The sequence below is a fragment of the Shinella sp. GW835-FHT14H05 genome (assembly GCF_058793575.1).
Genome location: NZ_JBXAFY010000003.1, coordinates 382,330 through 407,772, shown reverse-complemented (window position 1 = coordinate 407,772; position 25,443 = coordinate 382,330). Strand labels below are relative to the sequence as shown.

The 25,443-nt window shown below is 65.0% G+C and carries 25 protein-coding genes; 13 read left to right on the top strand and 12 right to left on the bottom strand.

All coding sequences use genetic code 11. The annotated features are described in order from the left end of the window. Positions 1-2: 2 nt before the first annotated feature. Positions 3-2,447: a GcvT family protein gene (locus AC1Q6Z_RS13110; RefSeq protein WP_492648131.1), complete on the bottom strand. Its 2,445-nt coding sequence runs from the start codon at positions 2,445-2,447 to the stop codon at positions 3-5. Between the two features lie 97 nt (positions 2,448-2,544). Here AC1Q6Z_RS13110 and AC1Q6Z_RS13105 point away from each other — a divergent pair, with 97 nt between their 5' ends. Together AC1Q6Z_RS13105 and AC1Q6Z_RS13100 are read left to right on the top strand one after the other, a co-directional pair. After that, on the top strand, positions 2,545-3,519 hold the full coding sequence (locus tag AC1Q6Z_RS13105; protein ID WP_492648130.1) for a LysR family transcriptional regulator: 975 nt from the start codon (positions 2,545-2,547) through the stop codon (positions 3,517-3,519). A 98-nt stretch (positions 3,520-3,617) separates the two neighbouring features. Next, positions 3,618-4,940: an aspartate aminotransferase family protein gene (locus tag AC1Q6Z_RS13100; protein ID WP_492648129.1), complete on the top strand. Its 1,323-nt coding sequence runs from the start codon at positions 3,618-3,620 to the stop codon at positions 4,938-4,940. A gap of 76 nt (positions 4,941-5,016) precedes the next feature. Here the strand turns inward: AC1Q6Z_RS13100 and AC1Q6Z_RS13095 are convergent, their stop codons facing one another. Together AC1Q6Z_RS13095 and AC1Q6Z_RS13090 are read right to left on the bottom strand one after the other, a co-directional pair. Beyond that, positions 5,017-5,481 (bottom strand): SRPBCC domain-containing protein, encoded by a 465-nt coding sequence (locus AC1Q6Z_RS13095; protein ID WP_492648128.1) that lies wholly within the window; start codon positions 5,479-5,481, stop codon positions 5,017-5,019. A 2-nt stretch (positions 5,482-5,483) separates the two neighbouring features. Beyond that, positions 5,484-5,834, bottom strand: a complete 351-nt coding sequence (locus AC1Q6Z_RS13090; protein ID WP_492648127.1) for an ArsR/SmtB family transcription factor — start codon at positions 5,832-5,834, stop codon at positions 5,484-5,486. A gap of 244 nt (positions 5,835-6,078) precedes the next feature. On the opposite strand from AC1Q6Z_RS13090, the gene AC1Q6Z_RS13085 reads away from it, so the two are divergent. From AC1Q6Z_RS13085 to AC1Q6Z_RS13075, 3 genes are all read left to right on the top strand, one after another. Next, on the top strand, positions 6,079-6,306 hold the full coding sequence (locus AC1Q6Z_RS13085; RefSeq protein ID WP_492648126.1) for a hypothetical protein: 228 nt from the start codon (positions 6,079-6,081) through the stop codon (positions 6,304-6,306). 32 nt (positions 6,307-6,338) lie between these two features. Then, positions 6,339-6,872, top strand: coding sequence for a GNAT family N-acetyltransferase (locus AC1Q6Z_RS13080; RefSeq protein WP_492648125.1), 534 nt, complete (start codon positions 6,339-6,341; stop codon positions 6,870-6,872). 90 nt (positions 6,873-6,962) lie between these two features. Then, positions 6,963-7,268: a hypothetical protein gene (locus tag AC1Q6Z_RS13075; RefSeq protein WP_492648124.1), complete on the top strand. Its 306-nt coding sequence runs from the start codon at positions 6,963-6,965 to the stop codon at positions 7,266-7,268. Here the strand turns inward: AC1Q6Z_RS13075 and AC1Q6Z_RS13070 are convergent. Next, positions 7,265-7,483 (bottom strand): hypothetical protein, encoded by a 219-nt coding sequence (locus AC1Q6Z_RS13070; protein ID WP_256116989.1) that lies wholly within the window; start codon positions 7,481-7,483, stop codon positions 7,265-7,267. The two genes, AC1Q6Z_RS13075 and AC1Q6Z_RS13070, sit on opposite strands and share 4 nt — an antisense overlap. A 159-nt stretch (positions 7,484-7,642) precedes the next feature. On the opposite strand from AC1Q6Z_RS13070, the gene AC1Q6Z_RS13065 reads away from it, so the two are divergent. The 6 genes from AC1Q6Z_RS13065 (at position 7,643) to AC1Q6Z_RS13040 (ending at position 13,153) form a co-directional block, all read left to right on the top strand. Next, on the top strand, positions 7,643-7,852 hold the full coding sequence (locus AC1Q6Z_RS13065; RefSeq protein WP_256116590.1) for a hypothetical protein: 210 nt from the start codon (positions 7,643-7,645) through the stop codon (positions 7,850-7,852). 173 nt (positions 7,853-8,025) lie between these two features. After that, complete coding sequence (locus tag AC1Q6Z_RS13060) at positions 8,026-8,973, top strand: hypothetical protein (protein WP_492648123.1); 948 nt, start codon at positions 8,026-8,028, stop codon at positions 8,971-8,973. After that, complete coding sequence (locus AC1Q6Z_RS13055) at positions 8,970-9,857, top strand: ThiF family adenylyltransferase (RefSeq protein ID WP_492648122.1); 888 nt, start codon at positions 8,970-8,972, stop codon at positions 9,855-9,857. Before AC1Q6Z_RS13060 ends, AC1Q6Z_RS13055 begins: the two co-directional genes overlap by 4 nt. After that, positions 9,854-11,050, top strand: coding sequence for a hypothetical protein (locus tag AC1Q6Z_RS13050; RefSeq protein ID WP_492648121.1), 1,197 nt, complete (start codon positions 9,854-9,856; stop codon positions 11,048-11,050). Before AC1Q6Z_RS13055 ends, AC1Q6Z_RS13050 begins: the two co-directional genes overlap by 4 nt. Continuing rightward, a complete protein-coding gene (locus AC1Q6Z_RS13045) occupies positions 11,043-12,149 on the top strand; it encodes a GNAT family N-acetyltransferase (protein ID WP_492648120.1) in 1,107 nt (368 codons plus the stop codon). Before AC1Q6Z_RS13050 ends, AC1Q6Z_RS13045 begins: the two co-directional genes overlap by 8 nt. Continuing rightward, on the top strand, positions 12,146-13,153 hold the full coding sequence (locus AC1Q6Z_RS13040) for a hypothetical protein (RefSeq protein WP_492648119.1): 1,008 nt from the start codon (positions 12,146-12,148) through the stop codon (positions 13,151-13,153). Before AC1Q6Z_RS13045 ends, AC1Q6Z_RS13040 begins: the two co-directional genes overlap by 4 nt. 6 nt (positions 13,154-13,159) lie before the next feature. On the opposite strand, the gene AC1Q6Z_RS13035 is transcribed toward AC1Q6Z_RS13040, so the two are convergent. Continuing rightward, positions 13,160-16,558 carry an acyl-[ACP]--phospholipid O-acyltransferase gene (locus tag AC1Q6Z_RS13035; RefSeq protein WP_492648118.1) on the bottom strand — a complete coding sequence of 1,133 codons (3,399 nt, stop codon included), beginning with the start codon at positions 16,556-16,558 and terminating at the stop codon, positions 13,160-13,162. Positions 16,559-16,697: 139 nt separating this feature from the next. Here AC1Q6Z_RS13035 and AC1Q6Z_RS13030 point away from each other — a divergent pair, with 139 nt between their 5' ends. After that, positions 16,698-17,324 carry a TetR/AcrR family transcriptional regulator gene (locus AC1Q6Z_RS13030; RefSeq protein WP_492648117.1) on the top strand — a complete coding sequence of 209 codons (627 nt, stop codon included), beginning with the start codon at positions 16,698-16,700 and terminating at the stop codon, positions 17,322-17,324. Positions 17,325-17,376: 52 nt separating this feature from the next. Next, positions 17,377-18,681: a nicotinate phosphoribosyltransferase gene (gene pncB, locus AC1Q6Z_RS13025; RefSeq protein WP_492648116.1), complete on the top strand. Its 1,305-nt coding sequence runs from the start codon at positions 17,377-17,379 to the stop codon at positions 18,679-18,681. On the opposite strand, the gene AC1Q6Z_RS13020 is transcribed toward pncB, so the two are convergent. The 7 genes from AC1Q6Z_RS13020 to AC1Q6Z_RS12990 are packed head-to-tail and all read right to left on the bottom strand — an operon-like array spanning position 18,678 to position 25,397. After that, the gene (locus tag AC1Q6Z_RS13020; RefSeq protein WP_492648115.1) at positions 18,678-19,919 is read right to left on the bottom strand and encodes a Zn-dependent hydrolase; all 1,242 of its coding nucleotides are present in this window, start codon (positions 19,917-19,919) and stop codon (positions 18,678-18,680) included. The two genes, pncB and AC1Q6Z_RS13020, sit on opposite strands and share 4 nt — an antisense overlap. Next, positions 19,916-20,749, bottom strand: a complete 834-nt coding sequence (locus AC1Q6Z_RS13015; RefSeq protein ID WP_492648114.1) for a BtpA/SgcQ family protein — start codon at positions 20,747-20,749, stop codon at positions 19,916-19,918. The genes AC1Q6Z_RS13020 and AC1Q6Z_RS13015 overlap by 4 nt, the downstream gene beginning before the upstream one ends. Positions 20,750-20,754: 5 nt before the next feature. Continuing rightward, the gene (locus tag AC1Q6Z_RS13010) at positions 20,755-21,660 is read right to left on the bottom strand and encodes a PfkB family carbohydrate kinase (protein ID WP_492648113.1); all 906 of its coding nucleotides are present in this window, start codon (positions 21,658-21,660) and stop codon (positions 20,755-20,757) included. A 21-nt stretch (positions 21,661-21,681) separates the two neighbouring features. Next, complete coding sequence (locus tag AC1Q6Z_RS13005; RefSeq protein ID WP_492648112.1) at positions 21,682-22,446, bottom strand: glutamine amidotransferase; 765 nt, start codon at positions 22,444-22,446, stop codon at positions 21,682-21,684. 26 nt (positions 22,447-22,472) lie between these two features. Continuing rightward, positions 22,473-23,564 (bottom strand): phosphotriesterase family protein, encoded by a 1,092-nt coding sequence (locus AC1Q6Z_RS13000; RefSeq protein WP_492648111.1) that lies wholly within the window; start codon positions 23,562-23,564, stop codon positions 22,473-22,475. A 1-nt stretch (position 23,565) separates the two neighbouring features. Beyond that, positions 23,566-24,534: an ABC transporter permease gene (locus AC1Q6Z_RS12995; RefSeq protein WP_492648347.1), complete on the bottom strand. Its 969-nt coding sequence runs from the start codon at positions 24,532-24,534 to the stop codon at positions 23,566-23,568. A 38-nt stretch (positions 24,535-24,572) separates the two neighbouring features. Further along, positions 24,573-25,397 carry an ATP-binding cassette domain-containing protein gene (locus tag AC1Q6Z_RS12990; RefSeq protein ID WP_492648110.1) on the bottom strand — a complete coding sequence of 275 codons (825 nt, stop codon included), beginning with the start codon at positions 25,395-25,397 and terminating at the stop codon, positions 24,573-24,575. Positions 25,398-25,443 lie beyond the last annotated feature (46 nt).

The window sequence follows — 25,443 nt, the reverse complement described above, 5'->3', positions numbered from 1 at the left end:
GTTCAACTCCTCAGCCGGGTCCCGGCAGCGTCATAGGGAACCTCCGCAAGCGGCCGCAGATGATGGCGCTGGCCCGCGATGGCGATTTCATAGGTGGATGTCAGGAGTGCCTCGCGCGGCTCGCCCGGCGCGCAGGCGATATAGCCGAGGCAGAGCGCCAACCCGGTGCGAAACCCCTGGCCGCCGGATGTCGTCAGCCCCGCGAACTGGCCGTCCCGGTAGATCGGTTCATCATGCAGCAGCAGCGGATTGGCACCGTCGATTGCGAAATGCATCAGCCGCTTCGTGACCCCTTCGGCCTTCTGCTTGCGCAAAGCCTCCTCGCCCAGGAAGCCGGATTTCTTCCAGGCGACCGCAAAGCCGAGGCCCGCCTCCAGCGGCGTTTCCTTCGGCCCGATATCGTGACCCCAGTGGCGATAGCCCTTTTCCAGCCGGCAACCATCCAGCGCATAGTGGCCGCAGGCGACCAGCCCATGGGCCTTGCCGGCCTCCGTCACCGTGGAGAGGAGCTGCTCGGCAAACTCGGTCGCGACATAGAGTTCGCAGCCGAGTTCGCCGACGAAGCTGACGCGCGTTGCGCGTAGATTGACCATGCCGATGTCGATGCGCCGCGACGCAGAGAAGGGAAAAGCCGCATCCGAAAGATCGTCATCCGTCAGGCTTTGCAGCAGCGCGCGCGCCTGCGGCCCCATCACTGCCAGAACGGCTTCCGAGGAGGTCACGTCGGAGACGACGACCTCCAGTCCGCGATCCTGGGCATGCCGGACGATCCAGGCGACATCCTTCTGGCGCGTGGCGGCACCGCTGGTGACGCGGAAATGGCGCTCGCCGAAGCGCGTCACCGTGACATCCGCCTCGATGCCGCCGCGGGCATTCAGCATCTGGGTATAGACGGCCTTGCCTTCCGCCACGTCGATGCGGTTGGCGCAGAGATAGTCCAGCAGCGCCAGCGCATCGCGACCCTGCACATCGACCTTGGTGAAGGGCGAGAGTTCGAAAAGGCCGACGCCGTCCGCCATCGTCTTGGCTTCGCGTGCCGCAGCCGACCACCAATGCTGCTCGCCCATCGCGTAGCGGAAATCCCGCTCCGTGTCGTCGGCGGCAAACCACAGTGGGCGTTCCCAGCCTGTCGGGGCGCCGAAGACGGCGCCCATCTCGGCAAACTGCCGGTGAAAGGCCGAACGCCTGACATCCCGTCCCGCCTTGGCCTGCTTGTATGGCCAGTGCATGCGGAAGAGATCGGCAACCGATTCCTCCATCCGCTTGCCCGCGAAGTATTTCGACCCTGCGGACCGGTCGAACCGGGCAATATCGAGCGCCCAGAGATCAAGCCCGGGCTCGCTATCGACCACCCATTCCGCCATGGCCCGGCCCGCACCGGCCGATGACATCATGCCGGTCGAATTGAAGCCGGCCGCGACATAGAAGCCGCGCAGATAGGGCGATTCACCCATCAGCGGCCGTGTATCCGGCGTGAAGCTTTCCGGGCCGTTCATGAAGTGGCGGATACCCGCATCGGCGAGTTTCGGCACGAGGTTCAGCCCGGCCGTCATGAAAGGCTCGAACTGCTCCCAGTCCTCCGGCAGTTCCAGGAACGGCTGCCCGCCCTGCACGCTTTTCGTCTGGAAAAGCTTCGCATCCGGCTCGAAACCGCCGAGCACCAGCTTGCCGGAATCGCCCTTGATATAGATGCCCTCGTCGAGATCGCGCACGATGGGAAACGGCTGTTCAAGCCCCGGTATCGCCTCGGTGACGACATACATATGCTCGACCGCCTGCAACGGCACCGGCACGCCGGCGAGCGCGCCCACATCCCGCGCCCAGGCCCCAGCGGCATTGATGACCTTGCCGCAGCGGATGGTCTCGCCCGTCGTCAGCCTGACGCCCGCGACGCGGCCGTTTTCGATGTCGAAGCCTGCACAGCCGATATTCTCGCGAATCCGGATGCCGGCCGAGCGGGCGCGCTTGGCATAGGCCGCGCAGATATCCACCGGGTTCGCCTGCCCGTCCTCGGCAACCCAGAGCGCGCCGACCAACCCATCAACCGACAGGCTCGGCACCCGCTCGGCAATGGTCGATGGACCGATCATCTCCACATGCATGCCGGTCACTTCGCCCATATGAGCGATGCGGCGCAGTTCGACCATCCGGTCTTCGTTGCGGGCGAGCCAGAGGCCGCCGGGGCGCTGGTAACCGGAGCTCTGGCCGGTTTTTTCTTCCAGCGCAGGAAAGAGCTCCATCGCATAGCGGGCGAGATGGGTGAGGTTGAGGCTGGCACGCAGCGGCCCGACGATGCCGGCCGCATGCCAGGAGGTTCCGCTCGTCAGCTGGTTCCGCTCGATCAGCACCACATCGCTGACGCCGCGTTCGGCGAGATGATAGGCGATGCCGAGGCCGATGACCCCGCCGCCTATGATGACAATCCCAGCACTTTCCGCCACCTGCATTTCACCCCGCTCTTCCGTCAGGCATGAGAATTCAGGGAAGGAGACTTGCGTTCAACTCGATTTTCGCTTCATTAGAAAAACTGATGGTGTCAAACAGATGATGGCCTCCATGCTCAAGGGCAGCTTCGATTTCAACCTCTTCCGTGCTATCGAAGTGTTTGCCGCGGTTGTCGAAACGCGACATGTGACGCAGGCCGCGCAGATGCTTGGCATCACGCAGTCGGCCGCATCCCAGCACCTCAAGAACCTTGAGACGGCGCTCGGCGTGAGCCTGATCGATCGCAACATTCGGCCGATCGAGCTGACCCGGGCCGGTGTCGCGCTCCACCGCCGCTCGATCGCCATCCTCAGCGAAGTCGAGGAACTGCGGTCGGATGTCCGCCGGCTCAATTCGGCGCCCCTGCCGCTCCTGCGCATCGCCATGCTCGCCTCGATCGCGACGACGCTGGCCCCGGCATTGTCGGTGCTGGCGCGCGACGGCTTCAACGTGCCGGAACTCAGCCTCTATGCCGGCCTTGCGACCGATCACATCAACCTGCTGCGCGCCCGCAAGGCCGACCTTGCGGTGACGTCGAGCGAGATGTTCGAGGTCGAGGGCCTGATCCGTTTTCCGATCATGACGGAAAAGTTCGTGCTGGTGACGCCGAAAGGTTTTGCCGGCGATGTGGGGGATATCCACAAGCTCTCGAAGAAGCTGCCCTTCGTGCGCTTCAGCCGCGAGACGCCGGTCGGCATGCGCATCGACCAGCATCTGAGCCGTCTCAGGATCGAAATCCCGCGCGGCATGGATGGCGACCGGTCGAGCGTCGTCATGGCGCCCGTCGCCAACGGCATGGGTTTTACCATCCTCACGCCGACGCTCCTGATCGACGGCCTGGCGGAGGGCATGGAGATCGGCGTGCACCCGCTGCCCTTTGCCGGCTTTTCCCGCAGCCTGAAGCTGGTTGCGCGCGAGCGGGAGCTTGGGGAGATTCCGGAAGCCTTCGCGCGGCGTTCGGCAGAGGTGCTGTCGGAAACGATCATGCGCCGCCTGCCACAACTGGCACCCGACTATTGCACCGTCGACATCTGACGCTAATCGGCTTCATCAGTTTCTCTGATGCAGTGGTTTCGCCGTGACAAGGCCGATCGTTCGGTGATTTCATGCCCGCATCTCACGAGGAGCGCGTCATGAACCAGGCCCAACTTCCGCCCGCGATGGACATCGATTGGTCGACCGACGGTATCGTCGCGCGCCGCGAAAGGTATTACGCTGCCTCGCAGCGCAAGTTCGTGCCGTTCAAGGATCCGCTGATCATCAAGCGCGGCCGCGGGCAATATGTCTGGGACGAAAACGACAACAAATACATCGACCTGCTCGGCATGAACCTCTGCATCTCCGTCGGCCACGCGCATCCGGAAGTCGTGCGGGCCGCAACGGCGCAGGTGGCGGAACTCACCCATTGCACGACGATGTTCTACCATCCGGTGCCGGCGCACTATGCCGAGGAACTGGCGGCGACCATGCCGAAAGGCCACGACTGGGTCGTGCATTTCACCAATTCCGGCGCCGAGGCCATCGACCTCGCCTTGCTGATGGCGCGCGCCCAAACCGGCAATATCGACATGCTGGCGCTGCGCTCCAGCTATCACGGCGCGACCTTCGGGGCGCAGGCACTGACCGGCATCGCCGGCTTCCGCCACAATGTGCCGCAGCTTGGCGGCGTCACATTCGTCGCGGAGCCCAACCAGTATCGCGGCATCTATGGCGAGGGCGTCGAGCCCTATCTGGCGGAAATCAAGCGCGCGATCGACTATTCGACCAGCGGGCGGCTTGCCGGCATGATCATCGAGCCGGTGCAGGGTTATGGCGGCATCGTGCCAATGCCGAAGGGCTACATCAAGGGTGCTGCCGAGAAGGTGCGCGCCGCCGGCGGCCTCCTCATCATCGACGAGGTGCAGTCCGGCGTTGCGCGGACCGGCGACGCCTTCTGGTCCTTCGAATCCCACGATGTCGTTCCCGATATCGTCGTGGTCGCCAAGGGCGTCGGCAACGGCATCCCGCTCGGCGCGGTCATCGCCAAGCGCGACGTCGCGGAATCGATGGCCGACAAGTTCCTGTTCCACACCTACGGCGCCAATCCGGTCGCCTGTGCCGCCGGCCGCGCCGTGCTCAAGGTCATCCGTGAAGAAAAGCTCCAGGAAAACGCCCGCAAGGTCGGTGGCGCGCTCAAGGCGCGGCTCACCGAACTCAAGGATCGTTTCGAACTGGTCGGCGACGTGCGCGGCGAAGGGCTGATGCTGGCGATCGAACTCGTCAAGGACCGGCAGACGAAGGAACCAGCCCCGGACGAGGCGCTTGCCGTCTTCGAAGCGACACGCCGCAATGGGCTGGTGGCAAGCCGCTCCGGCCCCTACCGAAATGTCATCCGCATGTGCCCGCCGCTCTGCCTGTCAATGAGCGACGTGGACGACGTGATGGACCGCTTCGTGCGCAGCTTCGAGGCGGTTTAAGGGATCGATGCGAGGATAGCGCCCGCATCCTCGCGCTCGACAATCGTGGCCCTCACCGTATAGGGATGGATGGGTCTCAGAACAGGTTTTCCAGCCGCTTGTAGCTGTCTTCCATGCCATGCTCCATGCCGGTTTCGAGCATTGCCTTGCGCGTTTCGCCATCGGGCAGGTGCATGCGCATCGTCATCAACGTGCCGCCGTTGTCCGCCTGGAATGTGGTTTCGATACGATTGTCCGGGGTCGGATCGGGCAGATGCATGCGCTCCACATGCACGATGCGGCTGAAGGGCACGACCTCAATGAACTCGCCGGTCAGATGGAAACCGTTGCCGTTGCCATCGCTCCACTCGTAGCGGATCTTTCCGCCGGGTCGCGCATCGTTGATGCATACCGGCATGGTCCAGCCGTCCGGGCCGAGCAGCCATTGCTGCAAGAGCTTCGGCTCGGTGTGGGCCTTGAAGACGGCTTCCGGCGGGGCGGCAAAGCGGCGCGTGACGATGACGTCGGTCTCGCCGTCGGTGGTGAGCATGATCCTGGACATGATTACTCCTTGTTCTCGGTTTTGGAGGGATCGTTTTCGAGCGACATGGTCGCGAGAAGCCGGTCGAGCCGGCCGTAATTGGCTTCCAGAACCCGGCGCAGCATCGCCAGCCACTGTTCCAGTTCCTCAAGCGCCGTGGGCGCAAGGCTGCAATGACGTCGGGTTCCCTCCGCGCGGCGCACGATGAGACCGGCCCCCTCCAGCACCTTGAGATGCCGGGAGATGGCGGGCTGGCTCATGTCGAAGGGCTGCGCCAGCTCCATGACCGTGGCTTCACCGGAAGCGAGCCGCGCAAGGATCGCCCGACGCGTCGGGTCGGCCAGAGCCGAAAAGGCGGAATCGAGATCAGTCAAAATGCGTCCTCATAAATAATAACATAATTGTTATATAACCAATATGTTATTGTCAAGTCCATCCAGGATTTAGCGCAGGACGGCGAGCCGCATTGCGCTACCGACAAGAACCAACGCCTTGTGCCCACTCTGGAAAATGCAGAAAATTGTCGATGAGTTGACCGGATGGCATGGTAGTTTGGATAGACATTTGCAGCCGGCGCCGAGCGCAGCCGAGCGACCACGGTGATACGGAGTTACTGCATTGAACGAGGAAAAGGAGGGCGTGACGGCCCTCATGAAGTCGGCGATCGAAGCGCCGAAGCGGGACAACACCGACTATCACAATGCCATCGCGGAGGTCCGGCGGGCGTTCGCCGAGGCGGATGCGGCCTTGGGGCCGGAGATGCTGGTCAGCACGAAACGCAAGTGGAAGCGGAACGGCAACTACGTCGTGAAAGTGACATTCAAAACGAGAGCCTCGGGCGACTGAACTGAGCCTGCCCGATGGAGGTATCTTCGAAAATGGCTGTTTTGCAGACGACGCGCCTGACGCTCAGTCCCTGCTGTCCCGGCGACCGCGCGGACTTCATCGATCTTGAACTTGATCCGGAGGTCATGCGCTTTCTGAACGGCGGACACCCCATCGACCATGAGCAGGTCGATCCGAACGCGACGTTCCTCATGCCCAGAGGGACCGAGCCCTACGTCTGGACGGCGCGGCGCACGATCAACGGCGCATTCGTCGGGTGGTTCTGTTTGTGGCCGGAGAGCGAGACCGTGGCCGAACTCGGATATCGCCTGCGCCGCATGGATTGGGGTCAGGGGCTGGCCGCGGAAGGGGCTTCGGCTCTCGTCGATTGGGGGTTCAGGAACGGTGGATATGACAGGATCGTCGCAACCACGATGGCGGTGAACCACGCCTCGCGCCGCGTGATGGAAAAGGTCGGCTTGATTTACGCACGCACCGTCTCCGTCGACTGGCCGGATCCCATTGCGGGTAGTGAGCACGGCGAAGTTTGGTACGAGTTGGTGCGCTTGGATTGGAAAGGCGGCTGATCAGGTTCGGACTAGCTTCACCGGCATTAATAGGCCGCACGGCAGCGGCAGAATCGATGCGATCGGCAGAGTGATCTTGAGAATCTCGATATGAGCGAAATACAAAACAAGGCAGTGGCGCTGGCGGCGCAATATGAAGGCGATCTCGCCGCACAATCCTCGCCGCAGCGCAGCGCACTCTTCTTAAAATCGGCGCTGGATTTGTATTATGCGCTCGGCGGCGACGAGGAGACCGGCCTCGCGCTGGTAAATGCGCACCCTGTGACACCCTTGCGGGTCGATGCGGCCATCGCGAATGTGCTGGTCGAAGTGGCCGTTGCCAGCCACCTCAACGACATCGACATGATCCAGGCGACCTACAACCGCCTCGATGCAGAACTGGAACGCAGCGCCTAAAGTCTCGACCGCTTGCCACGAAAACTCTTCGGCGGCGGCTGGTCGGTATGCACCCGCGCGAGATTCTCCAGCCAGACGGCCAGGCCGTCCGGGATTTCTTCGTTTCCGACTTCCATCGCCTCCACCCATGATAGGTCGCATTGGAGCGCTGATGCCAGGTTGATGGGCGTCCATCGGATCACGATAAGACATTCGATAAAGCGTGCGGGGGTCATGGCCATGCAGTCGCACGCACCCCCTCGTTTGGCAATCGCAAAGGGTGCGGCCAAGTGGCCGTAACGGAACACAAATCTGTGAGGCGCGTACGCAAGACTCAACGCGCATGCTAGAGATAGCCGCGAATTCCCAAAGGAACAGTGAACAGGCCGACGACAATGGAAACGGTGACGATCCAAAACCGCAGTGACTTCGCACAATGGGCAATCGAACGCGCCAAGGCCATCGTCGCGGAAGAGGGCGGCAATCTCGCGCTGGCCGTCCGCAACCAGGGTGACGAACAAATCGCCGACAGGGCCAATGCGCTGGGCCAGGAGATCGTCAATGCCCTGCTGGAAGTGTTCGATGGCCTGATGCCGGAGGAATAGACTGGGCGCAATCCAGGCCTTTATCGCTCGGGCGTCGTCAAACGGCGCAACGGCCCGCATCGGTAAATTCTCCCTTCCGGGCTTAAACCAAATGTTTCCTCCCGGCTGCAAATATACGATGCTTGCAGCCGCAAGCGTGCATTCCGCCGTTCTGGATCATCGGGCACAGTCCATTGTACAATCTGCTTTCGGTCGTCCTGAAGAAGCGTCTCGACCTCGCGTTCAAGACATCACCCGAATTTCGCGTGCGGATCGTCGAGTTTCCCGGCCTGTGGATGAGCGCGCCGGACATTGCCGGCCTGCGCGACGATCTGCGCTCGGTGGCGCGTCGCGCGGTCGCGGATGGGAGCCTCGATTACGGGGTGTTTTCAGAGCGGGAGGACGTGCTGTCGCGCACGATCGTCACGCTCGTCTACCGGGTCTCCGATGGGCAGCCGGTCGCCTTCAATGCGTTGCCCGTCATTGCGCTGTCGCTCTCGGGGAAGCCCGTCGAGGTCCTTCACCTCGGGCTCGTCATGATCGACCCCGCCGTGCGCAGCCAGGGGCTTTCCTGGGTGCTCTACGGGCTTACCTGCTTTCTGCTCTTCCTGCGCAACCAGCTTCGCCCGCTGTGGATTTCCAATGTCACGCAGGTGCCGGCGGTCGCCGGCATGGTGGCGGAGACGTTCAGCGACGTCTTTCCGGCGCCGACGCGCGGCGCCCGGCGTTCGCTGCGCCAGCAGTTGATCGCGACGGAAATCATGGCCGCGCACCGGCATGTTTTCGGCGTCGGCCCGGAGGCCGGCTTCGACGCCGACCGCTTCGTCATCACCAACGCCTATACCGGCGGCTCGGACAACCTGAAGAAGACGTTCGACGCCGCGCCAAAACACCGCAAACCCGAATACAACGATTTCTGCGCCGCCGAACTCGATTATGCCCGCGGCGATGACCTGCTACAGATCGGCCAGCTCGATCTCAACGCCGCGCAGCGCTATCTGCTCGAAAGCGTGCCGCGCAATGCGCTGGGGCGGCTGGCGGTGGCAAGCTTCGTCATCCTCGTGCAGCGGCTGGTGCTGCCGGTGTTGCATTGGGCCGACAGCCGGCGGCAATGGGGCATATTGAGGCCTTCCAAACGATGAGCGGCACCTTTTCCTACGACACCTTCACCACGCGCAACATCGGCTTCGTCAGTGAGGCGGAGCAGCGGCGGCTGTCGCAGGCGACGGTCTTCGTCTGCGGCACCGGCGGCATGGGCGGCGCGGCCATCCAGGCGCTGGTGCGCGCCGGCATCGGCCGCCTGGTGCTGGCCGATATCGACCGTTTCGAGCTGTCGAACCTCAATCGCCAGGTCTTCTGTTTTGTCGACACGATCGGCCAGCCGAAGGCGGAGGCGACACGCGATCTCTGCCTGAAGATCAATCCCGATCTGGACGTCACCGTCCATGGCGCGGCGTGGACGGACCATGCGGACGCGCTCGTCGCGGGTGCGGATGTGGTGATCAACGGCACGGACGATCTCGGCGCCGGGCTGCTGCTCTACCGCACGGCGCGAAAACACGGGCGCACGATGATCGACGCCTATGCCGCCCCCCTGCCCTCCGTCTATGTGACGCGACCGCAGGACCCGATGCCGGAGGAACGGCTCGGCTATCCGACGCTCGGCACCGCCTGGAACGCGCTGACGAGCGACCAGCGGGCGGAAGCGTTTTTGCGCGAGGCGGAATATGTGATGGTGCACTCCTCCTCCCGCCATCATGTCGACCTGGCGCTTGCCGGCGAAGTCGTGGCCGGCACGCGCAGCCGCATGTCCTTTGCGCCCATGGTCATCACGACAGGCATGCTGATGGCCTATGAGGCGATCAACACGGTGCTCGGCAAGCCGCAGGGCGCGGATTGCCGCGGCTGGTTTTTTAATCCGCATGCCGGCCGTGTCGAGCGCCCGCGCAACGCGCTCGTTGCGGCGCTACTGCGCCCGCTGGTGCGGCGCTACCTGACGCGGCTTGCCGCGCCGGCAAAACCATGATCGCAGCGCTGATCGCCGATACCTTCATTTCGCTCGCCGCCTTCGGCGGGCTGGCCGTGCTGATTGGTGCCATCCGTAGTTTCGACGCGGGCAGCCCGCTCACCCGCCGTTTCCTGTTCGGCCTGCGCGTGCTGGCCGCGTTGATGGTGAGCCGCGTGCTTGCCTGGTGGACGGGCCTCTTCATCTTCGAGGCCGCGACGATCATTTCGGCCGGGCTCGTGCCGCTGGCCACGGTCCTGCTGGCCGAGGGCCTGCTGCGCCGGCATGCGCCAAAAGTCACGAAATGGATCGCGGCCGGCGGTGCGGCCGCCTTCACCGTCCTCGCGTTTCTGCCGGCAGCCGTCGATCCGTGGCGCCTGGTGCTGCTCTTCCTCTACCAGCTCGTCACCTTCGCGCTGGCCGGGCACATGGCCGTGACGCGCGACCGGACGAGCCTTTACAAGGCGGAAAACCAGGCGGTCGACCGCATCGCGCTGTCGCTGCTCTTGATCCTGCCGCTGCTTGTGACCGATTTCCGCTCGACCTATGTTGACCTGCCGGTGCGGCTCGGCGGGGTCGCCATCCTGTTCCTCTGCTGGCTGCTGATCAGCCTCGGCCAGCGTGCCGTCAGCCATCGCGATACCGTCGTCTCCTTCGCCGTCCTGCTGGCCGCAGCCCTTCTCGGCGCGCTCGCCATCGGCCTGGAAAACGGGTTCGACGCGGCCGCGCTGGTGCGCACGGCTTCTGTCGTCACCTCGGCAGCGCTGCTTGGCGTGATCTGGAAGGACAGCATCAGCCTGCGCACGGAACAGCGCCGGCAGAGCCTCATCCGGCACCTCGCGGAAGACCGCATCGACGATACGCTCGGTTTTCTCAAGGAGTTGCAGAACCATCCGCTGGTCGAGGGCGCGCTGCTGCTCGGCGAAAAGGAGCTTGCCGATCTCGACCTTGCGCGCATCAAGGCGCTCTTTGCCGCCCGGCCGCTGCTACGCGCCACGGAAGCGGGCGGGCTTGCGCAATCCGATGCCGAACAGCTCGCCTGGCTGCTCGAAAAATACGAGGCGACCCATCTGATGCTGGTGTCGGCCCGGCCATTCCGGCTGATCGCGCTCAACATGCCCTCGGTCTCCGCCACGCCGGGCGCCGAGACGGAGCTGAAGGTCGCCCAGCGCATGGCCTTCCTGATCTCGGAAAGGAACGCGCGCGATGATTGAAATCCGCGAGGGCGACCTCGACGCCTTCTTCGCCGCGCCCTTCGCCGTTTACGGCGACAGGACGCCCTATGTCTCACCGATGTTCAGCGACCTGAAGCGCTTCCTCTCGGCGGAGAAGAACCCGCTTTTCGAGACGGCGGACGATTTCGCCATCTTCACCGCCCATGAGGACGGCACGGTGCGCGGGCGCATCACGTCCCATATGCACCGCGCCGCGAATGCCCGGTTCGGACTGAAGCGCGGTTACTTCGGCTATTTCGATTGCGCCGACGACGAACGCGTCGCCGCCGCCCTCCTGGAGCGGGCGGAGGATTGGGCGCGCGCCAGGGGTTTCACGGAACTCCTCGGCAATTTCAACCTGACCGCCATGCAGCAGGTCGGCATCCTGACCGGCGGTTTCGAGAATGCGCCCTATACCGACCAGGTTTGGGGACCACCGCACCTGCCGCGCCTGCTGGAAGCCCGGGGCTATTCGCCCTCCTTCCCGATGACCACCTTCGAAATCGATATCCGCAACGCGGCGACGGACCGACTGCTGGGCAGCGCCGAGATGCGCGCGCTCCTCGACGACGGCTTTCGCTTTTCACCGATCCGCCGCGCAACGCTCGATCGACGGCTGGAGGATTCGCGGCTTATCCTCAACGAGAGTTTCGCCGACAATCCGATGTTCGTGCCCGTCAGTCGCGCGGAATACGAATTCCAGGCCAAGGAGATGAAGTGGATCATGGATCCGCGCATCTCGGCAGTCGCCGAACGGAACGGCGTGCCGGCTGGCGCGGTGATTGCGATACCGGACGTCAACCCGATGCTGAAAGCGATGGGCTCGCGGCTCGGTTTTTCCGCCCCCTGGCACCTCCTGAAACATCGCCTGCGGCGGCGGCGCGCCGTCGTCATCTTCCAGGGCGTGAAGCCGGAGCATCAGGGGTGCGGCCTCAATCCGCTGATGCTCGCCCATGTGCTCGGCGAAATGCGCAATGCCGGCTATGAGACCGCCGGCGGCACGTGGATCGCGGATGCCAATGCCGCGAGCCTCAGGCAGGCAGAGAAGGCCGGCGCCCGCCCCCTGCACCGCCTGCACCTCTTCGGAAAGACGCTATGAACCGGATCGATGCCGCCACGCTCGCCGATCTTGCCGCGCTGGCGAACCGCGCGCCCTCCGTGCACAACACCCAGCCCGCACGTTTCGCGCTGGATGAAGCGGGCAACATCCTCATCGCCGCCGATCTCTCCCGGCACCTCAGCGTCGGCGATCCAACGGGCCGCGACATGGGCCTTTCCTGCGGCGCCGCGCTGGAGGGCATGGTGATGGCGCTCGCCGCGCGCGGGATCGGCGTTGTCGTGGACGATCTCTGGGCGGCCGACATCCGCTCCTGGCGCCCCGGCTATCGGCTCGCCGTGCGCCTCACCCCTGCGGGAGAAGCAAGCCCCTCGCCGCTTGCCGACTGGACGGAGAAACGCTTCACCTGGCGTGGCTCCTTCTCTGCTGCCACTCCGGAGGCGCTGGCGGGCCTCGAACGATGGGCGGTGGAAGCCGACGACATCACCTTTGCCGGCGGGCCGGACGCCCTCGCCTTCATCGCCGCACTCAACGACGGCGCTAGCCTGTCCGTCATGCGCGAGCGCGCGTTCCGCGACGAACTCGTGGCGTGGATGCGCCTTACGCCGGCTCACACCGCCTACGCTTTCGATGGCCTCAATCTCGATGCCCTGCGCATGGGGCGGCTGGAGGGCGCGGTGGCGGGGCGCGTGCTTGGCTCGCCGCTCTTCGACCTCGCAGACCGGCTTGGCCTCGGCAAGACGCTCGTCGCGGAGGCCGGCAAGACTATGACGGCGGCGGCCTGCCTGCTGTTCCACCGACCGGAAGGCGAAAGCCCGGTCGTTTCCGGCCGGGCCTTCTATCGCTTCTGGCTCGGGCTCACCCGCTTCGGCTTCGCCGGCTGGCCGATGGCGGTGCTGGCCGACGTTCCTTCCGCTTCGCAAACCCTGCGGCAACGTTTCTCGCTGCCGCAGGGCCATCGCCTGATCAACGTGCTGCGCGTCGGGCCGGCGCCACTCACCCTTCCCAAATACCGCCTGCCCGCCCGCGACCTCGTGCTCGGCTAGGCAGCGTCACGCCGCCTGCTCCGCCCTCGCCGCCTCGGCCAACAGCTTCTGCGCGCTGACGAAATCGACCTTGCCGGAGCCGAGCACCGGCACCGTGCCGACCTTCACCTCCGAGGGCACCATCATGTCCATGGCGGCCTTTTCCCGGGCGAAGGCCAGGAAGGCGGCGCGGGTGGCGTTGGGCGCGTCGGTCAGCATGACCAGGCGCTCGCCCTTTCGCGCATCGGGCAGCGAGACGACGACCGAGAGGTTGCCCGGCCACAATTCGCCAGCCAGCGCGTCGACGGCGGCAAGCGAGACCATCTCGCCGCCGATCTTGGCGAAGCGCTTGGCGCGGCCGCGGATGACGATGAAGCCATCCTCGTCGACCGTCACGATATCGCCGGTGTCGTGCCAGCCGTCCGGCGTCGGCTCCAGCACGCCGGGGTTTTCCGCCTTGAGATAACCGGCCATGACATTGGCGCCGCGCACGAAGAGGCGGCCACCCTCGGTGACACCCGGCACCGTATCCAGCCTGTATTCCATGCCAGGCATGATCTTGCCGACGCTGCCGGCCTTGTTGAACATTGGCGTGTTGAGCGCGATGACCGGCGCCGCCTCGGTGACGCCATAGCCTTCGAGAATGCGAACGCCGAACTTTTCCATGTAGAGCGCGCGGGTGGTGGCGCGCACCGGCTCGGCGCCGGCAAAGCAGTAGCGGATCGACCGGAAATCATAGGGATGCGCGGTGCGCGCATAGCCATTGAGGAACGTATCCGTGCCGAAGATGATCGTGGCGTTGGAGGAATAGATCAGCTCCGGGATGATCCGGTAGTGCAGCGGCGACGGGTAGAAATAGACCGGCACGCCGGAGATGAGCGGCAGGATGGTGCCGGCCGTCAGCCCGAAGGAATGGAACACCGGCAGGATGTTGAACACCTTGTCGCCCGAGTGGAAATCGATGCGCGAGGCGGCCTGCGCGGCGTTGGAGAGGATGTTGCGGTGCGTCAGCACCACGCCCTTCGGCGCGCCTTCCGAGCCGGAGGTGAAGAGAATCACCGCCGGGTCATCCGCCTTGCGCCGAACGAGCGGCCGGGCCTTGCGCAGGAGGCCACGCAGCTTGTCCACGAAGCGAACGGTCTGGCGCAGGTCGTCGAGCCAGACGATCTCAACCTCTTTCGACAGCGCCTCGACCACCGGGCCGAGCTTCGCCTGGGTGACGAAGGCGCGGGACGTCAGCACATGGCGCACCTCGGCGGCACGGCAGGCCGAGAGGATATTGGCGGCACCGGCCGTGAAGTTCAGCATGGCCGGCACCTTGCCCGCCGACATCACGCCGAGGATCGTCGCCACCGCGCCGTTGGCATTGGGCAGAAGCACGCCGAGCGTGTTCTCCGCCGGGTACAGGGCCTTGAACTTTGCGCCGAGCACGGCCGCACCCGTCAGAAGCTTGCCGTAGGAGAGCGAGCCGGTCACCGGATCCTGCACGGCGAGCTTGCGGAAACCGCGTTCCTTCGCCGTCTCGATCACTTTTTCCAGCACGGTCGCATCCGTGTCCGTGGTGCGGAACATCAGCATGGACATGACCTGGTAGAGCGCGGCACCGGCGGCCATGCGCCGCTTGCGGCCCTTCAGCTCGTCCGGCACGGAGAGGCGCACCGGCTCCAGAATGGTGACCTTGACCTTCGGGAACAGGCGACGGCGGACGTGGAGCGACGAGAGGCGCGAGAAATAGCTCTTCTCCAGCCCGTCGATGCGCACTGGCACGACCATTGCGCCCGTCTTGTCGGCCACCATGGCGGCGCCGTCATAGACCTTCATCAGCGCGCCCGTAACGGTGATGCGGCCTTCCGGGAAGATGACGAGCGGATTGCCGGCATTGACGGTCTTGATGAGCGTGCGCGTCGCCATGGGCTTGGAAGGATCGAGCGGCAGGAAGTTGCACATCTTCAGGAAGGGTTTCACCCACCAGGCCTTGGCGATCGTATAGTCGACGGCGAAGGTCGGCTCCTCGTCGGTCAGCGCCAGCGCCAGTGCGCCGTCGAGGAAGGAGACGTGGTTGAGCGCGATGATCGGCGCCGTGCCGGCCTTCTTCAGGTTCTCCAGGCCGTCCACCTCCAGCCGCAGGAAGGCGCGGAAGAGGATGGAGACGAAATCGCGGAAGGCATTGGTGGGCAGCGTGCGCAGCATGACGAAGGCTGCGACCAGGTTGGCGAGCGCGAGGCCGGCCAGCAGCACCGGCGTGGAGAGGCCTGCCGCCTGCAAGGCCGCGACGAGGCCACCGCCGACCGTCATAAAACCCGCCGAAAGCACATTCGCCGCGCCGATGACGCGCGAGCGCTGCTCCTCCTCGGCATAGGCCTGAAGGGCTGCGAATGTGGGCACGACGAGGAAGGCGCCGGCGATCGCCATGCCGGCGAGGTCGATGGCGATGCGGATGGTGTAGGGGCCGGCGAAGAAGGCGGAGAGCGTTTCGGCCGGAACGGCAACACCGGCATGGCCGACGCTCCAGGCGAGATCGAGGCCGAACAGCGCCATGATCAGCGTGCCGACGGGGGCCGGCAGAAGCACGATGCGGCCGGCCGACATCCAGGCCGCAATGGCCGAGCCGATGCCGACGGCAACGGCGAAGACGGCGAGATAGGCGGTGATCGCGGTCTCCTCGCCGCCGAGGCTGCCCTTGACCATGGGCGGCAGCAGCGAAAGCACGATCGCGCCGACCAGCCAGAACCAGGCAGCCATCAGCGCGGAGCGCCAGAGGCGCTGGTCGCCGCGCAGCGCATTAACGAGGCGGCCGGTGGAGGCGAGCACGTTGCGCTCGATCACAAGCTCCGGCGCCTTCGCGCCGACGCGCGGGATATAGCGGCTCGACAGCCAGCAGGCGAGTGCGAGACCCAGCATCATCGGCCCGAAGAGCCAGGGATTGACGCCATCGGCGGCGGCAAGGCCGGCGACCAGCGTGCCGCCGAGGATGGCGATGAAGGTCGCGCCCTCGATCCAGGCATTGGCGCGCGGCAGTTCCTTGCGCTCCAGATGGTCGGGCAGGATGCCGTACTTGACCGGGCCGAACAGGGCCGAGATCACGCCGAACAGGAAGAGCGCGACCATCAAGACCGTGACGGAGTGGAAGGCGAGGCCAATGACGGCGACGGCGGCTGCGGCAAGTTCCACCCGCTTCAGCCGCTCGGCCATGACGGCCTTGTCGAACTTGTCAGCAAGCTCGCCACCGAGCGCGGAAAACAGCAGGAACGGCGCCATGAAGACGGCGCCCGCCAGCGTGACGAGCGAGCCCGCCGCATCGGCCGCCATGGTGGCGAGGATGAGGAAGACCAGGGTGTTCTTCAGAAAATTGTCGTTGAAGGCCGACAGGAACTGCGTCCAGAAGAGCGGCGCAAAGCGCCGGGAGGTCATCAGATTCCGTTGCATGGAACATTCCCCTTTTCGCGCAGACTATATTTGAACATTTGTGTCTCTGCCTGTATGAACATTGTTCATGAACTTTTTCGCATAAAAATGAACGATGTTCAAGGTATAAAATGAACGATGTTCAAAACAGGAGGCATCGATGACGGAAAAGCGGCGGGAGAAGAAGGAAGAGCTGAAGACGCGGCTGATAAACGCCGGCTCGGAGCTTATCCGGGAACAGGGCCTGAAGGGTTTGCGGGCGCGCGACATCGCGGAGCGCGCGGGCTCGGCGCTCGGCGGGCTCTACACCGTCTTCGACGATCTGGACGGCCTTGTTCTCCACGTCAATTCCCGCACGCTCAAGCGGCTGGAGGCGGCGCTGAACGCTGCGCTACCGTCTTCGGGCGGCCTCGAAGAAACCTTCCTCAACCTGTCGCTCGCCTACCTCAATTTCGCGCTTGCCGAGCGAAACCTGTGGTCCGCATTGTTCGAGCATCGGATGCCGGACGGTGTTGCCGTTCCGGAATGGCATCTGGCGGAGCACGCCTTCCTCATCGGCCTGATCGCAGCACCCCTCGCCCGCCAGATGCCGGAGGCCTCCGCCGATGACATCGCGATCCGCGCGCGAACCGTGTTTTCCGCCGTGCACGGCGTCATCGCCATCAGCCTCGAAGGCCGTTTCGTCGGCATCACGCCGGCGCTGCTGGAGCGGGAAGTCGCGGCGCTCGCCCGCCTCCTCGCCACCGGGCTTCAGAAGGACGCACGCTCGCGGCCGCTGGTTTCATAAACGTGGCATTCGGGTATGAGTGACATCGGAGATACTGAACGGAGTAGCCGGCATGGCCGTTACCGACATCGCGACCCGCACCTACGACCATAACTTCCGGCTCGACCCGATCGTGCGCAGCCTGCTCGATACGGATTTCTACAAGCTGCTGATGCTCCAGATGATCCGGCACCGGCATCCGGATGTCGACTCGACCTTCTCGCTGATCAACCGCACGACGAGCGTGCGGCTTGCCGACGTCATCGACGAGGGAGAACTGCGCGCCCAGCTCGATCATGCCCGCAGCGTGCGGTTCACCAAGAAGGAGCTGATCTGGCTGGCCGGCAACAGTTTTTACGGCCGGGCGCGCATGTTCGGGCCGGATTTCATCGCCTGGCTCGCCGCCTTCCGCCTGCCGGATTACGAGCTGCGCAAGGCCGACGGCCAATACGAGCTGCATTTCGACGGCCCCTGGACGCACACGACCATGTGGGAAATCCCGGCGCTCGCCATCATCAACGAGCTGAAGTCGCGCGCCGCGATGCGCGAGCGCGGCCGCTTCGCGCTCGATATTCTCTATGCCCGCGCCAAGGCGCGGCTGTGGGAGAAGGTGGAGCGGTTGCGGCAATTGCCCGATCTCGTCATCTCCGATTTCGGCACGCGGCGGCGGCATGGTTTCCTGTGGCAGCGCTGGTGCGTGGAGGCGCTGAAGGAGGGGCTCGGCGACCGTTTCATCGGCACCTCCAACGTGCTGCTCGCCATGGATGCCGATCTCGAAGCCATCGGCACCAATGCGCACGAGCTGCCGATGGTGGCCGCAGCCCTTGCCGAGGACGACGCGGCGCTGGCGCAGGCGCCCTACCAGGTGCTGGAGGAATGGCGGCAGCTCTACAACGGCAACCTGCTGATCGCCCTGCCCGATGCCTTCGGCACGCCTGCCTTCCTCGCCAATGCGCCGGACTGGCTGGCCGACTGGACCGGCTTTCGCCCGGACAGCGCGCCGCCCATCGCCGGTGGCGAGGAGATTATCCGCTGGTGGCAGGAGAAGGGCCGCGACCCGCGCGAAAAACTGCTGATCTTTTCCGATGGCATGGATATCGACTCGATCGAGGAGGCCTACCGGCATTTCCACGGCCGGGTGCGCATGAGCTTTGGCTGGGGCACCAACCTCACCAATGATTTTCGCGGCTGCGACCCGGATGGCGGAAACGGCCTCGACCCGATCTCGCTCGTCTGCAAGGTGACGAGCGCCAACGGCCGCCCCGCCGTCAAGCTCTCCGACAACCCCGCCAAGGCGACCGGTGACCCCGCCGAGATCGAACGCTACCGCCGCGTCTTTGGCGTCGGCGGCCAGAAGGCGCGGCCGGTGGAGGTTTAGGACGCCAAGCGCAACGCGACGCCTAGCAAGACCCGCGCGCCGGTGACGATGTGCTCGTCGGAGACGAATTCCGCCTCGTTGTGGCTGACGCCGTTGCGGCAGGGCACGAAGATCATCGCAGACGGGGCGACGCGGTTGACGAAGAGCGCATCGTGAAAGGCGCCGGAGACCATCGGGCGGCTGGTGATGTCGAGCGCCGCGCAACTCTCCGCGATCGCCGCCGTCACGACCGGGGCAAAGCGGCCGGGCGGCATGTCGACCCGCAGGGCGATCGCCGCTTCGCAGCCCCAGCGCTTGGCGGCGGCAAGGCATTCCTCGTTGACCCGCCGCTCGATGGCGGCAAGGGCTTCGACATCGGGGTGGCGCATGTCGACGGTGAAGGACACCCGACCCGGGATGACATTGACGGAACCGGGCTCGGCCGAAATGCGGCCGACCGTCAGCCGCGCCTCGGGATCAGATGGCATGATGCCATCCTGAATGCGCGCGATGGCGGCGGCGGCTGCCGCCATCGGGTCCTTGCGGAATTCGAGCGGCGTGGTGCCGGCATGGGCGGCCTCGCCGGAAAAGGCGACCTCCAGCCATTTCGTGCCCTGTACGCCGGTGACGATGCCGATTGGCACATTTTCGCGCTCAAGGACAGGGCCTTGCTCGATATGGAGCTCGACGAAGGCGGAGATGGGATGGCCTGCGGGCCGGATTTCGGCTTCGGGAAGCGCGTCGAGCGTGGCGCGCAGTTCGTCGGCGAAGAGCGCGTCATCCGTGCCGCGGGCCGCCTGCCAGTCCGCCGGGTTTGCCGCACCGGAAAAGGCCATGGAGCCCATGCAGCCCGGCGAAAAGCGGCTTCCCTCCTCGTTGGTGAAGGCGACGACCTCGATGGCCCGCTCGGTCTCCACGTCGGCATCCGCGAGCGCTTCCAGCACCTCGAAGGCGCTGAGCGTGCCGAGTGCGCCGTCGAACCGGCCGCCGGTCGGCTGGCTGTCGAGATGGCTGCCGATGAGAAGCGGCGGCAGTGCGGCATCCCGGCCCTCGCGCCGGATGAAGAGATTGGCGGCCTCGTCCTGGAACACGGTGAAACCGCGTGCCAAAGCGCGCTCGGCAAGCAGCCGGCGGGCAGCGCGGTCCTCCGCCGTCAGGGCCTGCCGGTTCACGCCACCGGCAGGCGTGGCGCCGATTGCCGCGAAGTCGGCGACGGATTGCAGCAGGCGGTCGGGATTGACCGCTGGCGCTTTGCTCATCGCCCGAGGCCTGCAATGAAGCGTTTGACGCGGTCGGGATCGACCGCATTCCACCACACACCATCATATTTGAGAGCGCTGGCGATAATCACGCCGTCGGCGACGGAGAGAATGTCGTTGGCGTTGTCGTGGGTCACGCCGCTGCCCACCAATGTCGGCAGCGAGGCGGCTTCCTTGATCATCTTTATATAGCTGAGATCCGCGGCATGACCGGTGCGCTGGCCGGTGGCGATGACCACGTCGGCGTCGAAGAATACCAGGTCCTTGACCTGCTCTTCCACCGGCCGATCGGCGACGATGGCATGGGCGCCGTGCTTGACGTGGGCATCGGCGAAGATGCGGATGCCCTTTGCGCGAAGCTGCGCGCGGTAGCGCATGGCGCGCGCGGCTTCGCCTTCCACGAAACCCTCATTGGCGACATAGGCATTGGCCCATTGGTTGACGCGGATGAAGGAGGCCGAGGCGGCCGAGGCGATGGCGAGCGCGGGGATGGACGCATTGGCGAGCACGTTGATGCCGATCGGCCGGCCGAGTTCGCGGCGGATGCGATCGGAAATGACCGCCATGTGGGCGGAGGTCTCGTGGCCGATCTGGTCCGGCTTGGCGAAGGGCACGTCGCCGTGGTTCTCGACGATCAATGCGTCGCAGCCGCCCGCGAGATAGGCGCGGGCATCCGACAGGCCGCGCTCGTAGATCGCGTCCACGCCCTCGTCGTCATAGCGTGGCGAGCCGGGCAGCGGGAGCAGGTGCACCACGCCGATCACCGGCTTGTCGCGCCCGAAAAGCGTCTTCAGCGTATCGTTGTCCTGCCGTCCGATAGGGTTGCTCATGTCGATCACTCGTTTTCCAGTTTCGTTGTCTTGGTGAGGGCGGAAATTTCCGCCCGTGTCGGGAAGGAGGCGAGCGTGCCGGGGCGCCCGACCGCGATCCCCGCCGCTTTTGTCGCGATGGTCGCGGCGGCGGCAAGCGATGCGCCCTGCGCGAGAAGCCCCGCGAGCGTGCCCGCGAAGCAATCGCCAGCACCGCTGGCGTCAATGGCTGCGACCTCACGCGCCGGAAGGCGCAATGCCGACGCCGCATCAAGAAGAAGTGCGCCCTCGGCGCCGAGGGTCACGATGGCGCTAGCGGCACCCGCAGCTACCAGCGCACGGGCCGCCTGTTCGGGGTCGGCCTTCCCCGTCATGGCTTCCGCCTCCGGCCGGTTGACGACGATTAGCGAGACGGCCGCCAGGTCGAGCGGTTCCGCCGGAAGCGGGCTCGGATTAAGGACCGTGAACAGCCCCGCCTCCCGCGCGGCGCGAAGGCAGGCGGTGGTGACCCCTGCCCGCAGGTTGCCCTGCATCAACAGCATGTCGCCCGCCGCCCATGTTTCCCGAAGCGCGCTCATGGCGAGCGGGTCGAAGGCATCGGCACAGGCGGCCGCGGTGACGATGACGTTCTCACCGGACCGGTCGACCATGATGACCGAGCGGTCGCAGGCAAGATCGAGCCGCGTCAGCCGGAGCGCCGGGATTTCGGCGGCGATGACGCCCTCGATCCAAACGCTCGTTGCATCCTTGCCCACCGGCGCCCACAGCATGACATCGGCGCCGGTGCGGCTGGCGGCGGCCGCCTGGTTAGCGCCCTTGCCGCCAGGCCCTTCACTGGTCGCAAGGGCATTCAGCGTCTCGCCCGGCTGCGGCAGCCGCTCTAGGCGAAAGCTCGTATCGACGCAGACATTGCCGACGACGTGGATGGTCATGGGCGGCCCCGCGGCGTTGCGTTAATCGGTCGCCCAGGCGAGCATCTGCTCGAACAGCGTCTTGTAGCCCGGCCAGGCGATGAATTCCGGCGGCAGCCAATGCGGGCCGACATCGGAGGTCCAGACCACCGTGCGACCTTCGCCATAGGTGCCGGTGACGAGCAGCGGCAGCGAGCCGTATTCGGAGGAAACCGTCATCAACTGGTTGGCGCCGTCCTTCAGCACCACCTCGTTGAAGCCCAGCAGATAGGGCAGTTCGCCTGACAGGCCGGCAAGGATCGGATGGGAGACATCGCCGGAAACAACCGGCGTAAAACCTTCCGGCACTTCCACGCGGTCATCGACGGAGAGGCAGGAGACGGGCAGCACCTCTTCCACGGCGGTGTTGCGGAAGCGTGCGCCGCCATTGATGCCCTGGAAGGAATAGTAGCCGCCGAACATCAGCAGCGCCCCGCCCTTCGAAACGTACTCGCGCAGCAGCTTCAGTCGGTTCGGCGTGCGGCGGGAGTGGATCCAGGTATCGGGATGCAGCAGCAGCGTGTTGGCGCCGATATCGGAAAGCACGATGGCGTCATAGGCCTGCAGGCCTTCCAGCGTGCTCGGAAATTCCTTCTGCGCCTCGTGCGCGGGCATGAAGGTGACGTCGAAGGGGCTTTCCTTCAGGGCACTCAGCAATTCATCGGCGCCGGTGTGGTAGGTGACGGTCGGGAACTGGTCGAAACCCTTGATATGGGTCGCGGTCGAAACCCAGGATTCGCCGGCGAGCAGGACTTTCTTCTTGGTCATGGGAACTCCTTGAAACAGGCCGGCGCTCAGCGCGCGGCGGAAAAGACGGATTTGGGATTGTCGATCAGCATGCGGTCGATCGCTGCCTGATCCACGCCATGCCGCTTCAGCCGCGGCAGGAAGTGCTTGAGAATATAGCCGTAGCCGAAGCCGCCATAACGGGTCAGCATGATCTTGAGAAAGACATCCTGCGACAGCAGCAGCCGGTCGCCAAAACCCTTGTCGACAAGAGCGGCGATGGCGCGGGCGTTTTCTTCGTCGGAGGGCGACTGGGCGTCCTGATCGGCGTAATAATAGTCCATGCCGATCATGTCATATTCCAGGAAGGCCCCGCGTTTCGCGAGCGCCATCTGATAATCGAGATCGCTGTGGCTCGGGTTCATGTGGCAGAGCACGGTATGCGCCGGATCGGCCCCTTCCTCCTCCACCACGTCGAGCACGCGGTGCGCGAGACGCTCCCAGCCCGGCAGGTGGATGGAGAGCGACAGGCCGGTAATACGCGCCGCCCGGGCCGAGGCGCGCAACGACTTTTCCTCCTCGGCCGTGAAATGCCGGCTGACGCCGACCTCGCCGATAATGCCCGCCATGATCTCCGGCTGGCTCTCGCCGCCGCCGACATCATCGACGATGAACTGCGTCACGTCCTCGACATCCATGGCCTTCAGCCATTCGGGATGGGTGTGTTCGAGGTAGAAGCCGGTGCCCATGATGATCCTGAGCCCCGACATGCGGGCGATGCGGGCAAGGCCTGCGGCATCGCGGCCGATACCGAAATTCGTCGTCTCCACCACGGTGCAGCCGCCGAGCGCCTGGAAGCGCTTCAGTTCACTGAGCGCGAGATCCCCGTCGTCGAGCGAGACATTGTCCCGGTTCATATAGGGGTTCATGCGCAGCTCGCCGATGATGCCGATCTCGACCTTCTGCTCGGCGATCGCCTTTTCGTCGGGATGGCACGGGCAGATCCAGCTTGTCGCGCCATCGAGGAAGATGTGCTCGTGCATCAGCGTCACGCCGAGATTGTCCAACGGGACCGGGCCGGTGACGGTCATGGCGGTGCCGGAGTTCACACCGATCGGGTGGCGCTTCTTCGGCTCTTCGGCAAAGAGATGGTCGAGCATGTCAGCGCCCCTTTGCCCCGCCCTTGAACAGGCGGAAGTTGAGCCAGATCGCGACCAGGATGATGAAGCCGGTGACGATAGGGGTGAAGAAGGGCGACAGGTGCGACAGGATCAGCCCGTTCGCCAGAACCGCCACGGTGAGCGCCCCGAGGATCGTACCGACCAACGAACCACGTCCGCCAAAAAGGCTGGTGCCGCCGAGCACTACGGCCGCGATGACGTCGAGTTCGAACCCCTGCCCCGCATTGGACGAGCCGGAGCCAAGGCGCGCGGAGAGGATGATGCCGGCGGCAGCCGCTGCGGTGCCCGACAGGATGTAGACCCAGAGGATGACGCGGCGGGTGTTGACGCCGGCGCGCCGCGTCGCCTCCGCATTGGCACCGACGCCGGTGACGTAGCGGCCGAAATGGGTTTCGTTGAAGACGACATAGGCGGCGAGAAGCACGACGATGGCGATGAGCGCCGGTGCCGGAATGCCCAGCACCCAGGCCCGGCCGATCGTCACGAAGGGGCTCGTCGGCTCGATGGGGATCGAATAGCCGCCGGTGATGAGCAGCGCGAAACCGCGGATCACCGAAAGGCCGGCCAGCGTGACGATGAAGGCGGGGATTTTTTCATAGGCGATGAAATAACCCTGGATAAGCCCGACCACGCCGCCCAGCGCCAGCATCAAGATAATGGCAAGCGGCCAGGGAATGCCGGCCTGCAAGGCGGCGGCCGAAAGGGTGGCGGTCAGCGCCAGCACGGAACCGACCGAAAGGTCGATGCCGCCCGTGGTGATGACGAAGGTCATGGCGGCCGCGACGATCAAGAGCGGCGCGGACTGGCGGATGATGTTGAGCAGGTTCGGCGCCGTCAGGAAGGCGTCCGTCGTCAGCGCGAAGAAAAAGCAGCAGACGACGAAGAACAGCGCGATCGACATGACGCCGCCATTGGCGATGACCTTGTCGAGCATGGTCGTCTCGCGCATGCGGGGCGGATGGCTGGAATAGGCGTTGGGCTCGGAGCTCATGCGGAAGCGCCTCGTTCCTGAGTGTGGCCGGCCTGATTGTGGCTGGCCTGATGGCCGGCGGAACGGGCAGCGAATTTCCGCCCGACGATGAGATTGACGACATCCTCGATATTGGTGTCCTCGATGCGCCGCTCGGCAACGTTGCGGCCCTCATACATCACCTGGATGCGATCGCAGACGAGGAAGAGATCCTGCAGCCGGTGCGTGATGAGGATGACGGAAACGCCACGGCGGGACACGGTGCGGATCAGTTCGAGCACAGCCTCCACCTCCGCGACCGCAAGCGCCGCCGTCGGTTCGTCCATGATGAGCACGGAGGGATCGAAGGAGGCGGCGCGGCCGATCGCGATCGACTGGCGCTGGCCGCCGGAGAGGTTTTCGACCTTCATCCACGTATCGGGAATGACGATGCCGAGATTGGAGAGCATGTCGCGCGCCCGCTCGTGCATCAGCTTCTTGTCAAGCATCGGCACGCCGGCGATGTGCCGTTTCGGCTCGCGGCCGAGGAAGAGGTTGCCGGCGACGTCGATCGTGTCGCAGAGCGCGAGGTCCTGGTAGACCATTTCGATGCGCGCGGCCCGCGCCTCCGCCGGAGAGGTGAAGGAGACCGGCCGGCCGTCGATCTCGATCGTGCCGGAATCCGGGATCACGGCGCCCGAAAGCACCTTGCTGATGGTCGATTTGCCCGCGCCATTGTCGCCCACCAGCCCGAGCACTTCGCCCGGCATGAGGTTCAGCGAGGCATTGTCGAGCGATTGCAGCGCGCCATAGCGCTTGGATATGCCGGTCATCCGGACGCGGCTGACTTGCGTGTCGGTCATGTTCAGTGGCCCTTCCCAAAAAGCACCGCTGCCCGGATTTACGGCC

Coding starts and splice junctions, on each gene's coding strand:
- AC1Q6Z_RS13110 (WP_492648131.1), bottom strand. CDS start 2,447: ATGCAGGTGGCGGAAAGTGCTGGGATTGTCATCATAGGCGGCGGGGTC.
- AC1Q6Z_RS13105 (WP_492648130.1), top strand. CDS start 2,545: ATGATGGCCTCCATGCTCAAGGGCAGCTTCGATTTCAACCTCTTCCGT.
- AC1Q6Z_RS13100 (WP_492648129.1), top strand. CDS start 3,618: ATGAACCAGGCCCAACTTCCGCCCGCGATGGACATCGATTGGTCGACC.
- AC1Q6Z_RS13095 (WP_492648128.1), bottom strand. CDS start 5,481: ATGTCCAGGATCATGCTCACCACCGACGGCGAGACCGACGTCATCGTC.
- AC1Q6Z_RS13080 (WP_492648125.1), top strand. CDS start 6,339: ATGGCTGTTTTGCAGACGACGCGCCTGACGCTCAGTCCCTGCTGTCCC.
- AC1Q6Z_RS13075 (WP_492648124.1), top strand. CDS start 6,963: ATGAGCGAAATACAAAACAAGGCAGTGGCGCTGGCGGCGCAATATGAA.
- AC1Q6Z_RS13070 (WP_256116989.1), bottom strand. CDS start 7,483: ATGACCCCCGCACGCTTTATCGAATGTCTTATCGTGATCCGATGGACG.
- AC1Q6Z_RS13065 (WP_256116590.1), top strand. CDS start 7,643: ATGGAAACGGTGACGATCCAAAACCGCAGTGACTTCGCACAATGGGCA.
- AC1Q6Z_RS13055 (WP_492648122.1), top strand. CDS start 8,970: ATGAGCGGCACCTTTTCCTACGACACCTTCACCACGCGCAACATCGGC.
- AC1Q6Z_RS13050 (WP_492648121.1), top strand. CDS start 9,854: ATGATCGCAGCGCTGATCGCCGATACCTTCATTTCGCTCGCCGCCTTC.
- AC1Q6Z_RS13045 (WP_492648120.1), top strand. CDS start 11,043: ATGATTGAAATCCGCGAGGGCGACCTCGACGCCTTCTTCGCCGCGCCC.
- AC1Q6Z_RS13040 (WP_492648119.1), top strand. CDS start 12,146: ATGAACCGGATCGATGCCGCCACGCTCGCCGATCTTGCCGCGCTGGCG.
- AC1Q6Z_RS13035 (WP_492648118.1), bottom strand. CDS start 16,558: ATGCAACGGAATCTGATGACCTCCCGGCGCTTTGCGCCGCTCTTCTGG.
- AC1Q6Z_RS13030 (WP_492648117.1), top strand. CDS start 16,698: ATGACGGAAAAGCGGCGGGAGAAGAAGGAAGAGCTGAAGACGCGGCTG.
- pncB (WP_492648116.1), top strand. CDS start 17,377: ATGGCCGTTACCGACATCGCGACCCGCACCTACGACCATAACTTCCGG.
- AC1Q6Z_RS13020 (WP_492648115.1), bottom strand. CDS start 19,919: ATGAGCAAAGCGCCAGCGGTCAATCCCGACCGCCTGCTGCAATCCGTC.
- AC1Q6Z_RS13015 (WP_492648114.1), bottom strand. CDS start 20,749: ATGAGCAACCCTATCGGACGGCAGGACAACGATACGCTGAAGACGCTT.
- AC1Q6Z_RS13010 (WP_492648113.1), bottom strand. CDS start 21,660: ATGACCATCCACGTCGTCGGCAATGTCTGCGTCGATACGAGCTTTCGC.
- AC1Q6Z_RS13005 (WP_492648112.1), bottom strand. CDS start 22,446: ATGACCAAGAAGAAAGTCCTGCTCGCCGGCGAATCCTGGGTTTCGACC.
- AC1Q6Z_RS13000 (WP_492648111.1), bottom strand. CDS start 23,564: ATGCTCGACCATCTCTTTGCCGAAGAGCCGAAGAAGCGCCACCCGATC.
- AC1Q6Z_RS12995 (WP_492648347.1), bottom strand. CDS start 24,534: ATGCGCGAGACGACCATGCTCGACAAGGTCATCGCCAATGGCGGCGTC.
- AC1Q6Z_RS12990 (WP_492648110.1), bottom strand. CDS start 25,397: ATGACCGACACGCAAGTCAGCCGCGTCCGGATGACCGGCATATCCAAG.